Here is a 12,619-nt window from a genome sequence, read left to right as displayed (position 1 = left end):
TCAATATTGAATATTAGTTTAATATTTCCAAGTTATTAAACTTCAAAATAAATATTTAATTTTTAAGTTCTTTTATTAATTTATTAGCCTCTTCAAATCTTCTTTTTATTTCTTTCCAATTTTTCTCTTCTATTAGATTTCTTGGGCATAGCCAAGTACCTCCGCATGCAAATACATATTCATTTTGAAGATATTCTTTTACATTATCAATATTTACACCGCCCAAAGGCATAAATTTCACTCCTGTGTGCTTATAAACAGGTGCTATACTTTTTATCCAATTAATTCCTCCATAAAGACCAGCATGAAAAAACTTTATATATTTATACCCATAAGCTAAACATTGTTCAACCTCAGAAGGAGTTGCAGCACCGGGTATGTAATAATAATTTTTATTCTTAGCATATTCAAGCATCGTAGGCTGAAAACCGGGACTTATTATTATATTTGTGCCTAAATCAACTACTCTGTTAACTTGTTCTATATTTAAAACTGTAGCAGCAGACCTTTGAATAGTTGGATAATCTTTAGCTAATATTTCTAATGCTTTATATCCGTATTCTGTTCTTAAAGTTAATTCTATAGAAGGAAGAAACTCCAAACAAAGTTCCGCTATCTTTCTTGTCTCTTCTTCATTTTCTACAATCACTACTGGTATTATTTTAGTTTGTATATATTTTTTAAGCATATATATTCCATCAAAATTATTTTTATTTAGCATTCTATTTAATTTACCATACTTAACTGTTAAAGTAAATATTAGTATTATTAAAGCATATATTCTCTATAATGTTCCCTAAATATTTAATATCATTAGGCACTTCTCCATTTTCTGCCCACTCGCCTATAATATTACATAATATTCTCCTAAAATATTCATGTCTTGAATATGATAAAAAACTTCTTGAGTCTGTAAGCATTCCAACAAATAAACCCAATGAAGCAGTATTAGCAAGAATTTTAATCTGTTCCTCAATTGCATCTTTATTGTCTAAAAACCACCAAGCAGAACCAAGCTGCATTTTTCCTTTTATACCTTCACCTTGAAAACATCCCATAAGAGTTAAAAGAGGATAATAATCTTTTTTGTTTAAACTATAAAAAATAATTTTTGGAAGCCCTCCTTCATTGTTAGCAGTTTTTAATAATAATGATAATTTTTCTATAATATTAGAATCTCCTATAGAATCGAATCCTGTATCAGCACCTATTTTTTTGAACATCACTTCATTATTGTTTCTCATAGCAGAAATATGTATTTGCATAACTAAGTTTGATTCTCTATATTTTTTAATTAATTTTAGCAGCATGTATGTTTTGTATTTTTCTATCTCTTCATTAGACAGTATTTCTTTATTCATAGCTTTTTTAAAAATATCATCTATTATTTTTTCATTATCAAAATTAAAAGGAATTACATATAATGAACAATCACTAGACACACAGCCTAAACTCTTAAAATAATCTACTCTATTATATAAAGCTTCAATTAATGATTTTATGTCTATAATATTTATTTTACTTGCCTCTTCTAGTTTTTTTACATAATCACTAAAATCAGACATTTCTATATTTATAGCCTTATCAGGTCTAAAAGAAGGGACAACTTTTGTATCAATATTTCCTATTTTTGATTTGCCTTCATTTATTAATTTATGATATTCTAAATTATCTATGGGGTCATCAGTTGTACCTATTGTATGAACTTTAAATTTTTTGAGAATATCTTTAACAGTCATATTATCTAATTTTTCATTTGCTTTTTTCCATATTGTATCAGCATTATCTTCATTAATAACTTCATAAATATTAAAATATCTCTGAAGCTCTAAATGACTCCAATGATAAAGAGGATTTCCTATTAAATTAGGAACTGTTTTTACCCAAGCCATAAACTTATAATAATCATCAGCATCACCTGTTATAAACTTTTCCTCTACGCCATTAGCTCGCATCATTCTCCATTTATAATGATCACCATAAAGCCAAATTTCTGTTAAATTTTTAAATTTCTTGTTTTCAGCAATTTCTTTTGGATTCAAATGACAATGATAATCAAATATAGCACATTTATTAGCATAATTATAAAAAAGCGTTTTTGCTGTTTCACTACACAATAAAAAATCTTCACCCATAAAAGTTTTCATTATATTACCTCTTTTGTTTATAAAGTTATAAAATAAATGTAATAAATTATAATTTTAAAAAATATACAATTAAATTATTTACTCATTTTGTCTATTGCTTCCCATAACCCCTGCAAATAAACAGCTCCCAATGCCCTATCATAAAGTCCATAACCGGGCATAGACACTTCACCCCAAATAGCTCTTCCATGATCTGGTCTAAATGGTCCTTCAAAACCTATATCATAAAATGCTTTCATTATAGCAAACATATCCATTGAACCATCGCTTGATAAGTGAGCTGCTTCTTGGAATTTACCCTGTGCTATATGCTCTAAGTTTCTCACATGTGCAAAGAAGATTTTTCCTTTTAAGCTTCTTATTATATCAGGTATATCATTTTTAGGATTAGACCCTAAAGAGCCAGCACATAATGTAACTCCATTACAATAGCTATTAACACTATTAACCATTCTTAATATATTCTCTTTATTAATTATTATTCTAGGAAGTCCAAACACAGGCCATGCAGGGTCATCAGGGTGTATAGCCATTTTTATATTATATTTCTCACATGTAGGCATTATTGCTGTTAAGAAATATTTTAAGTTTTCAAAAAGCTTTTCATCATCAACATCTTTATACATTTCAAAAAGTTCTTTTAATCTGCTTAATCTATCAGGCTCCCAACCGGGAAGTACAAAACCATTAGAATTAGAATCAATTTGTTCAAACATTTTTTGTGGGTCTATTTTATCTATTATCTCTTGGTCATAAGACAATACTGTAGAGCTATCAGGCCTTACTTTTGCTAAATCACTTCTAGTCCAATCGAATACAGGCATAAAATTGTAGCATACTAAATTAATTTCATTTTTGCCTAATACTTCTAATGTTTTTATATAATTTTCTATATATTTATTTCTGCTAGGAAGTCCTATTTTTATATCGTCATGTATGTTTACACTCTCTATACCATATATTTTAAGTCCTGAGTCTTCCACTTCTTTTTTTATATTTTTTATATCTTCATCTTTCCAAGCTTCTCCTACTTTGCTATCATATAATGTTGTTATAACTCCTTTCACCCCGGGTATTTGCCTAATTTGTTTTAGAGTTACAGAATCAAAATTCTTTCCAAACCATCTTAAAGTCATTATCATAATTAATAATTCTCCCTAATTATTTTATATATTTTTCTAAGCATTCTTTTACAGCATTCTCTTTACTTATCATTTCTTTAAAATAACTTTCTATTTTGTCTGCTAAATTTATTTTTTCATCATATAAATCAACAGCAAATATAGTCTTGTTTGATAGTATAGGTTTTAGATTATTTCCAACACTTTCTATATTTTTAAATTGAATATTTTTTATATGTTTTTGTAATTCTTCTAGCATTGGGTCTGGGCTTATTTCCATAGGCTTTCCTTCATCATCAATACACATTAAATACCTAAGCCAAGCTGCTATTGTTAGAGGTATGCCTACTAAAGAAGAAGCATCAAATCTTTTTTCTATATAAGATTTTAAAGTTTCTCCGTATCTTATAGGAATTTTTTGTGAAGTGTCTGTTGCTATTCTTTTTGGAGAATCCGGTATATAAGGATTTACTAAACGCTCTTCAATTACCTCTTTTATAAAATCTTTAGGGTTCAAAATTTTAGGATCAACAACTACTTTCATGCCTTCATCATATCCTATTTTTTCAACTAATTTTTTTAATGCATGATTTCTCATCTCTTCGTATATAAAATTATAATTTAGCAAACATCCAAACACTGCTAATGCTGTATGAAGAGGATTTAAACAAGTTGTAACTTTCATTTTTTCTGCAATTTGAACAGTTGTTCTATCTGTTAAATATACCCCAGCTTTTTCTAACGCTACCGTTCCATTAGGAAATAAATCTTCAATTATTAAATATTCAGGAACCTCAGCATTAACAAAAGGAGCCATATTGTTATCCCCTACTTTAAATACTGACATATCTTCAAGCCCTATCTCTTCTAATTTTTTTGCTATAATATCAGAAGGTCTAGGAGTGATTTTATCAACCATACTTAAAGGAAAAGAAACTTTTTTACTATCCTCAATATATTCTATAAATCCATCATCAGCAAAACTTTTTTTTACCCATTCTTTAGATATTTCAACAATAGATGATTTTAATTTATCTCCATTATTAGAACAATTATCTACACTAAGTATAGCTATAGGATAAGCTCCATTTTTATATCTTTCTAAAAGCATAGCAGCAGCAATACTCATAATATTTTTTGCTTTTTTTGGTTCATTATTAATATCTTCTTGAACTATGCTGTTATAATTGCCATTCAAATCTTTTATTGAATAGCCTTTTTCTGTAATTGTAAAACTTGCTATTTGAAGCGAACTTGATATAAATATTTTTTTTAATGCATCGTAATTATTAATAAAATCAGCATGAATTACATCAGTTATACTTCCTATAACTTTTTTATCTATTTCTCCATCGCTTTTAATAGAAGCTAAAAGAGTAAGATTATCAAAAGGCTTATAAACTTTATTAATCATTTCATAATCATCATCTCTTCCAAAAGCATGAGTATCTACTGCTATTATACCAGTATCTATAATATTATCATTCAAAAGACTGTCAGCTATCCTTGCTATAAAACCTCTAAATATGTTTCCAGCTCCAAAATGAATCCATGTTGGTTTTTCAGCTGTATTTTTTATAATTTTATTTATATCATATTTAGGTATTTTTATACCCGCATTTTTCCAAAAACTTTTATCATTCAAGTTTTCTACATTGAGTTTCATAACATATCCTACTGCTTTAATAAAAAATATTAAGTGATATTATAATTTATAAATTTTGATATTTATTGCAACCATAATTTTATCATATATTTTTAGAATATACATAAAAAATATTTCTACATAATAAAAATTTCAAATAAAAAAGGCTGTATAATAAATCTAATAATTAAATATATTATACAACCTTGAATATTTTTAAATCTTTAATTAATTCTCTAATAAATCTATATAAATATTATCATATATATACTAATGATTAATTTTCTATATAAGCATAGCTAAATTTATGGTTTGCTAAAGTATCATATACAACACCTTTCAATTTAGGATTAACTAAAGTAGGTACAGTATAATAGTATAATGGTATTATAACATCATTGTCCATAAATATTTTCTCAGCCTTATGCATAGCATCCATTCTAATATTTTGATCTATTGTACTCATAGCAGTTTGAAGCAAATTATCATATTCTTTATTTGTAAATAAAGCATGGTTTTGAGGGCTATAACTTAAAAACATACCTAAGAATGTCATAGGATCATTATAATCACCTGTCCATCCGCTTCTTCCTATCACATAATTCTTATCAGTATATAATGTTTGTAAAAATACTGCCCATTCCTGCTGACTTATAGCTGTGTCTACTCCTAAATGTTCTTTCCACATTTGCTGAACTGCTTCAAATATAGGTATTTCTCTATTTGAATCAACTAAAAATTGAATTACAGGCAAACCTTCCCCATTTGTATAACCTGCTTCTTCCATTAACTTTTTAGCTTTTTCTACATTTTTTTGATAATCTTCAGGCTTAACACTTATATAATCCCCGCCTACCTCTCTGAAATCTCCATTAACATCAGATGCTCCAAACGGTACAAATGCTCCAGCAGGTACCCCAGCCTTTACTACATTATCAACTATGTAATTTCTATCTATAGCCAATGATAAAGCCTTTCTAACTCTGCCGTCTTTTAAAATATCATTAGTAAGATTTACAGCATAATAGTATGTTCCAAGACGTTTTACCATTTGAAGTAATCCTTCTTCCCTTAAAATATCAATATCCTGTGCTGGAACTCTGTCAGAAAAATGTAAAGAGCCTTCCTTTATGCCAGCAACTGAAGCTGTAGGATTATCCATTAAAACAAATGTTATTTTTTCTGGAACTAAATTCTCATAATCCCAATAATTAGTATTTTTTACCATTACTATATTATCATCTATATTACGCTCTATCATCACATAAGAACCATTCCCTATATAACTCTCTGGGCTAATAGTCCAAGAATTGCCATATTTTTCTATAATATCCTCACGAATAGGAAAGAATGTAGGAAATGCTGTTAATTCTAAAAAATATGCTGTAGGCTTTTCTAATCTTACTTCTAAAGTATAATCATCAATAGCCTTCACTCCTAAAGCATCTAAATCCATTTCACTTGCATTAATAGCCATCGCATTTTTTACAGGCTCAAACTGATAACTATATTCACTTGCTGTTTTAGGATCTACCGCTCTTTTCCAAGCATATACAAAATCTTTAGATGTTAATGCTGTTCCGTCAGACCATTTGCCGTTAGTTCTTAAATGAAATGTATATGTAAGGCCGTCTTCACTTATATCCCAACTCTCAGCAGCTCCACCTACTAATACTCCATCTTTATTTTTTGTAGTAAGTCCTTCAAATGCATGCACTATATACACAGCTGCATCTACTGCTATATTTAATGCCGGATCTATGGTTTTAGGCTCTGGACCCACATTGATAAATAAACCTTCATCTTGATTTTGAGTTTTTGATGAACAAGATGTTATTATCAAGCCTATTGATAATAAAAAAATAAAAAATAAATTAATAGCACTTTTCATAAATCAATATCCTTTTTTTGTAAATAATTAGAAAATATATTATATTATCAATTATGAAAAATCAATTGATTAATAAAAAATTATGAGGATAGTTTTTATTGATATTAAAAAAAATTTTTAAAATAAAAAATAGCAATATAATCAAATAAACTATATTGCTATTGAATTTATAATTTTACAAATAATTATTCTATAGTACGCATGTCTATCACATATCTAAACTTCACTTTTCCATCTATCACTTTTCTATAAGCATCTGATATAGTTTGAGCATCTGCTTTTATTATTTCAACAGTAGGATAAATATTATTTTCTATAGAATAGTTAAGCATTTCCTGAGTTTCTTTTATGCCTCCTATAAGTGAACCAAATAATTTTTTACTGCCATGCTGACCTACCATTGCTATAAGTGTAGGCATTTTTGATGTGCGAGGAAGACCTAATATACACATAGTACCTCCTCTTTTTAGCATACTCATATACATATTAACATCATAGTAAGCGGGAATTGTACTTATCACATAATTAAGAGTGTTGTTAAGATTTTTTAAATCATCTGGATTATTAACATTAACATATCTTACAGCACCCATATTTAAAGCGTCCTCTCTTTTGTCTTCTGTAATGTCAAATACTGTAACTTCTGCCCCTAACTTCACAGCATATTTTACAGCCATAGAGCCAAGCCCTCCAAACCCAGCAATGCCTATTTTATCACCTTTTTGTACATTCATAACTTGTATTGGTGAATAAGTCGTGATGCCCGCACAAAGAAGTGGAGCAATCTTTTCAAGCTCTGCATTGTCTGGTATGAGTATTGCAAAATCTTCAGATACTACTATATTGTCAGAATATCCCCCTTGAGTAATTTCATTATCATGGAATCTGTCTCTTGAACCATAAGTAAAAACAGCCCTATTTAAACAGTATTGCTCTAAATCATCTAAACAACTCTCACACTCCCCGCAAGAGTTTACCATGCATCCAACTCCTGCGAAATCTCCAACTTTAAATTTTGTTACTGAGCTTCCAACCTGTATAACCCTTCCTGCTATTTCATGACCAACTACTAAAGGCGTATTGCTTGATTTACCTTCAACCATATGTATATCGCTATGGCATATCCCAGCATAAAGTATCTCTATTAAAACATCATTGCTTCCAACAGAGTGCCTTGTAAACTCATGATATTTAAAATCCATATTAGCAGAAACTGCAGCGAATCCTCTTGATTTTATTCTTCCGTCTGCATTGGTTTGTATGTTAATAGGGGCCTTTTTTAATTCTTGATTATACACTGCATTAGAAGAACTGTTTTGATTATTAATTTTATTATTGTTATTTTGTGTTTGAGCATTAGAAGAATTGTTGCATGATATAATAGATAACAGCATCATTATTAATATAGCTTTTTTCATTTTTTTATCTCCTTACATATTTTTATAATTATATTATATCATTGAAGTAAACTCTAGGGTCAAGATTTTTTTAAAATTTATTTATATTTTAAAATTTTATTCTAATTCCCCACCCTTTATTCTTGTTAAGTTAATTTGTCATTATTGCAATATTATTTTTTTAGCTTTTATTGTTATTTTAATACCCACCCTAGCGTTATTTCAATATTAAATCCCAATACCGCACGCAGAATAATATTAAAAATATAAATTTATTTTTAATATTAATTTTAATCATATATAAAATTTAGCTTATCGTGCGTTGAATAATGCGTTGAATAAATTGTTAATCTAATAAAAGCTTTGGCAGGCATGCATTTTTTGATTAAGCGTAAAATAATTGATGTTATAATTTTTAATTAAGCAATGAAAAATAAATGGCGAATATGTAGTTTTATAACTTAATAATAGGAGCATTAAAATGAAAAAACTATTTATTATAATTTTATCATTTTTATTATACTTTACAAATTCATTATTTTCACAATTTGATGCTAGTATATATGCACCATTATCTTTTACATTAACATTTCCTATGTTGGATACTAAAAATGTTACTGTAAATAATCTTGAAGGAAACAGCAGTTTTTCTGCAGGAGTTATAGGAAATTTCGGACATAAATTTTCTATAAATGATGGAAAATACTCTATAAGCCTTTTAACAGAGCTTGGATATTATAGACAAACTTTTTCAGCATCATTTCATTATTCTTCTATAGAGTTTAAAGATACTTTAGCTTTTGATACTTTATTAGTTGGAATAATGCCGAAATTAAATATAGATTTAAAAGACTTTTTAGCATCTATAAATCCAAATTATAATACAAAAACTATATTGAGTATAGGTATCGGTTTTGGAATGAAAATACCTTTTGGAGGATATGCAGCAAGTTATATTGATAGTACAGGAGAAAATCAAAAACTTTCATTCAATGATATAAATAAAAATTTTACTTATCCTATTATACCATATATAAAATTGCAATTAGATGATTATTTTTATTTTAATGAACATATTGCATTTTTATTTGGAGTTAATATCACTTATGATTTTGGTATATTTTATGATATTAATTATATTGACAGTCAGTTAGCAGTTCCATTATTAAGTACTTTTATAAATAAGTATGGATTTGGCAGTTTAGAAATTGCTTTAAATTTAGGAATAAAATTTGGAAATTAATTTTAATAAAATAAATTATAAAAAGTTTTAATATTTAGTTATTAATAAGCTATGTATGGAGAAAGAATCAATATGGTTTGAGATAAATAGAACATTGATGGTAATTTACTTTTATTATTGTTATATATTGAAATGATTGAATTTTTACTATACATTTGATAGAACTTCATATTTAAAAAATCTATATTAAATGTAGTATAATATCTAAATATAAGTTTAAAATACAGTTTTTTTGGTTATTTTATACCAATACCGAAGGCACTTCCTACGGTCGTTCTGAAGGACTCCCTTTGGTCGTAAAAGAACTGGGGGTTCGTGGGCTAGTACCCGAAAATAATAACAATATAAAAATTAATTTTTACAAACTTAAAAATTTTAAGTATATATATTACATATAAAAAAACTAGTGGGATTTAATACTATTTTATATTTGCACTTTTTGGTTCTTTTTGCTGCGGGAAAAAGAACAACAAAAAAATTGACAAACTTAAATTTTTTGAGTATATGAAAATAATAAATAGGAATGAAAAAATGGCAAAAATATCTAATTATCTTTTTAACAAACATATAGAAAAATGCAAAATATCATTAAGAGGATTTGAAAAAAGCGAAGTTAAAGATTTAAAAGATGATTTTAAAAAAGAAGCAAAAAAAATTCTAGCTGATGCTAACAATTTTTTAAACGGTATTGATGCATTAAATTATTCTGATTTTGATGATTTTAATAGCAAGGCGGAAACTTTTAATGATGAATTAAACAGAATACTTGAAACATTTTATATAAAAGAGCCTGATGAAATTTATACTTATAATAAGTTTATTGATTATTTTCATTATGATCAAACTATGTTTAATGATGAAGATAATGAAATAGATGTCAATGATTTACATACTTTAGATGAATACTTCGATTACAATACTAATGGAGTTGTTTATAATAATTCAGGATCATATCAGAAAGCTATAGAGTGTTATAATAAAGCCATAGAGTTAATTGATAATTATGCATTATCTTATTATAATAGAGGACTTGCTAACAATAATTTAGGATTTTTTAAAAAAGCTATAAAAGATTATGACAAAGCTATAGAATTAAGTAAAAATTATAAAGATGCTTATTACAATAGAGGGCTTGCTAAAAATAATGCTAATTTACACAAGGAAGCTATTAAAGATTATGATAAGGTTATAGAATTAGACAATAAAAATATAGATGCATATAATAATAGAGGTGTTTCCAAAAATTATTTACAGCTTTTTAAAGAGGCTATAAAAGATTTTAATAAGATTATAGAGTTGGACACTAATAACTATTATGCTTATGGTAATAGGGGCAATTCTAAGCATGATTTGGGACTTTATAGAGAAGCTATTGAAGATTATAACAAAGCTATAAAGATTAATCCTAATTTTGCAGATGCTTACTATAACAGAGCAAATTCAAAACAAGAGTTGGGATTATATAAAGAAGCTATTGATGATTATAATGAGGCTATAAAATGGAAACCTAAAGATTTATATGTATATAACAGCAGAGGAAATGCTAAATATAATTTAGGCTTGTATGAAGAAGCTATAAAAGATTATGATAAAGCTATAGAATTGAATCCTTATTATGCAGATGCTTATGAAAACAGAGGAAGTGCTAAAGATGAATTAGGACAGTATAAAGAAGCTATTGAAGATTATGATAAAGCTATAGAATTAGAACCGAATACTGCTTATTTATATAATGATAGAGGCTGGGTTAAGAAAAATGCTGGATTATATAAAGAAGCTTTGAAAGATTATAAAAAAGCTTTAGAGTTAGATCCTAATAATGAATATGCAATTAGAAATATGCAAGGTCTTAAAGAAGAACATGGCTTGAAATGAAGTTATAATATAATGAATATTTTTAAGTTTGTAAATTTTTTGTTCAACTTTTCCCGCCTTCGCTGTGCGGACTTCGTCAAAGTTGTAAAAAGTGCAAATACTACAACTTTATATTTTATAATATATCTTCGATGTAATATAATATCTAAAATTTAACGTACACCTAAAAGATAGATTTCATAAAATGCAGTTCTTTTGGTTCTTTTATACCAATAAAAGAACTGGGGTGCGGGGCAAAGCCTTGCAAATATTTTAATTTAAACAAATAATTTTTTTACATAATATATGTTTTTGCAACTTTTCCCGTGGCAAAAGTTGCAAAAGCACTTATTAACTTAATTCTTTATTATAGTTTTACTATTTTTATATTTTAAGCCATATAAAAATCAATTATCTAAAAAAATCAGATATGTTCTCAATAAATCCTATTATTGTATGTAATATTAAAGATGGTATAGCAATTACAATTAGAAGTACAATCGTAAAAATAGTTGATAAAATATTAAATATTTTATTAAAAATTAATTTTATATTATATATAAATACTACGGGATACGCTTTTTTGCCATTATTGTTTTTTATATTTTTATCTGCATTATTTTCTATCAAAAGAGAGGCAACTTTTTTTTCCATATTAATATTTCTATGATTATTATTTTTTTTATATGAAATCTTATGAAGTGCAGTATCTCCATCATTATTTTGTAAATTAATATTTACTTCGTTTTTTATAAGCATTTCAATAATATCATATTCTTCTGTTCCTATATTATCTCTAGAAAGTATGTAGTGAAGTATACCATTTCCGTCATTATCTTGTATATTAATATTTGCTCCAAGATTTATAAGTGTTTCAATTTTATATTTGCTATCTGGAACTCCTATAATTTCACTTTTACCAAATTTAGGTTTATGATGTGAATCATATGACTTACTTATATCAAGTATAAGGCTTTTTCCCTCTTCATTTTTCTTATTAATATCCATTCCATTATCTAATAAAACTTGTACGAAATTAGAGAAATTATTAGTGCTTAAATTAGGTATATAGTTATACCATGTCTCACTATTAGTTATAGAGTAAGTTATATATTCTTTTTCAATATTTTCAATTATGTATTTAAACTCATCGATATTTTCTGATATTACTGATTTGTATAATGCTGATTCTTTATTTGTTGCCGCTAAATTTTTAAAATCTTCACTTACCTGACCATAAGCAATGTACGAACTAATAATAAATATTATAATACCTAATACTTTCATCATAAACCTCTTTTAATCATATTTTTGATTATAC

The 12,619-nt window shown here is 27.0% G+C and carries 9 protein-coding genes; 2 read left to right on the top strand and 7 right to left on the bottom strand.

The features are described from left to right. Nucleotides 1-55: 55 nt before the first annotated feature. From GQX97_RS00990 to GQX97_RS00965, 6 genes are all read right to left on the bottom strand, one after another. Complete coding sequence (locus tag GQX97_RS00990; RefSeq protein ID WP_157150104.1) at nt 56-688, bottom strand: bifunctional 4-hydroxy-2-oxoglutarate aldolase/2-dehydro-3-deoxy-phosphogluconate aldolase; 633 nt, start codon at nt 686-688, stop codon at nt 56-58. Nucleotides 689-740: 52 nt separating this feature from the next. After that, entirely contained in the window at nt 741-2,147 is a 1,407-nt protein-coding gene (uxaC, locus tag GQX97_RS00985) for a glucuronate isomerase (RefSeq protein ID WP_157150103.1), read from the bottom strand. Nucleotides 2,148-2,221: 74 nt separating this feature from the next. Continuing rightward, nucleotides 2,222-3,289 carry a mannonate dehydratase gene (gene uxuA, locus GQX97_RS00980; protein ID WP_157150102.1) on the bottom strand — a complete coding sequence of 356 codons (1,068 nt, stop codon included), beginning with the start codon at nt 3,287-3,289 and terminating at the stop codon, nt 2,222-2,224. Nucleotides 3,290-3,308: 19 nt separating this feature from the next. Further along, nucleotides 3,309-4,934 carry a mannitol dehydrogenase family protein gene (locus GQX97_RS00975; protein WP_157150101.1) on the bottom strand — a complete coding sequence of 542 codons (1,626 nt, stop codon included), beginning with the start codon at nt 4,932-4,934 and terminating at the stop codon, nt 3,309-3,311. A 256-nt stretch (nt 4,935-5,190) separates the two neighbouring features. Beyond that, a complete protein-coding gene (locus GQX97_RS00970) occupies nt 5,191-6,804 on the bottom strand; it encodes a peptide ABC transporter substrate-binding protein (RefSeq protein WP_157150100.1) in 1,614 nt (537 codons plus the stop codon). Between the two features lie 185 nt (nt 6,805-6,989). Further along, complete coding sequence (locus GQX97_RS00965) at nt 6,990-8,222, bottom strand: NAD(P)-dependent alcohol dehydrogenase (RefSeq protein ID WP_157150099.1); 1,233 nt, start codon at nt 8,220-8,222, stop codon at nt 6,990-6,992. Between the two features lie 460 nt (nt 8,223-8,682). On the opposite strand from GQX97_RS00965, the gene GQX97_RS00960 reads away from it, so the two are divergent. Further along, a complete protein-coding gene (locus GQX97_RS00960; protein WP_157150098.1) occupies nt 8,683-9,444 on the top strand; it encodes a hypothetical protein in 762 nt (253 codons plus the stop codon). A 531-nt stretch (nt 9,445-9,975) separates the two neighbouring features. Then, nucleotides 9,976-11,319: a tetratricopeptide repeat protein gene (locus GQX97_RS00955; protein ID WP_157150097.1), complete on the top strand. Its 1,344-nt coding sequence runs from the start codon at nt 9,976-9,978 to the stop codon at nt 11,317-11,319. A 390-nt stretch (nt 11,320-11,709) separates the two neighbouring features. On the opposite strand, the gene GQX97_RS00950 is transcribed toward GQX97_RS00955, so the two are convergent. Further along, nucleotides 11,710-12,585: an ankyrin repeat domain-containing protein gene (locus tag GQX97_RS00950; protein ID WP_157150878.1), complete on the bottom strand. Its 876-nt coding sequence runs from the start codon at nt 12,583-12,585 to the stop codon at nt 11,710-11,712. Nucleotides 12,586-12,619 lie beyond the last annotated feature (34 nt).

The sequence above is a fragment of the Brachyspira sp. SAP_772 genome (genome assembly GCF_009755885.1).
In the GTDB taxonomy this organism is placed as follows: Bacteria; Spirochaetota; Brachyspiria; order Brachyspirales; family Brachyspiraceae; genus Brachyspira.
The sequence above is the reverse complement of the archived record's forward strand: the minus strand, read 5'-3'. Positions and strand labels throughout refer to the sequence as shown.

Bases quoted from the DNA above. Each gene is read 5' to 3' on its own strand.
- GQX97_RS00990 (WP_157150104.1), bottom strand. From the start codon at position 688: ATGCTTAAAAAATATATACAAACTAAAATAATACCAGTAGTGATTGTA.
- uxaC (WP_157150103.1), bottom strand. From the start codon at position 2,147: ATGAAAACTTTTATGGGTGAAGATTTTTTATTGTGTAGTGAAACAGCA.
- uxuA (WP_157150102.1), bottom strand. From the start codon at position 3,289: ATGATAATGACTTTAAGATGGTTTGGAAAGAATTTTGATTCTGTAACT.
- GQX97_RS00975 (WP_157150101.1), bottom strand. From the start codon at position 4,934: ATGAAACTCAATGTAGAAAACTTGAATGATAAAAGTTTTTGGAAAAAT.
- GQX97_RS00970 (WP_157150100.1), bottom strand. From the start codon at position 6,804: ATGAAAAGTGCTATTAATTTATTTTTTATTTTTTTATTATCAATAGGC.
- GQX97_RS00965 (WP_157150099.1), bottom strand. From the start codon at position 8,222: ATGAAAAAAGCTATATTAATAATGATGCTGTTATCTATTATATCATGC.
- GQX97_RS00960 (WP_157150098.1), top strand. From the start codon at position 8,683: ATGAAAAAACTATTTATTATAATTTTATCATTTTTATTATACTTTACA.
- GQX97_RS00955 (WP_157150097.1), top strand. From the start codon at position 9,976: ATGGCAAAAATATCTAATTATCTTTTTAACAAACATATAGAAAAATGC.
- GQX97_RS00950 (WP_157150878.1), bottom strand. From the start codon at position 12,585: ATGAAAGTATTAGGTATTATAATATTTATTATTAGTTCGTACATTGCT.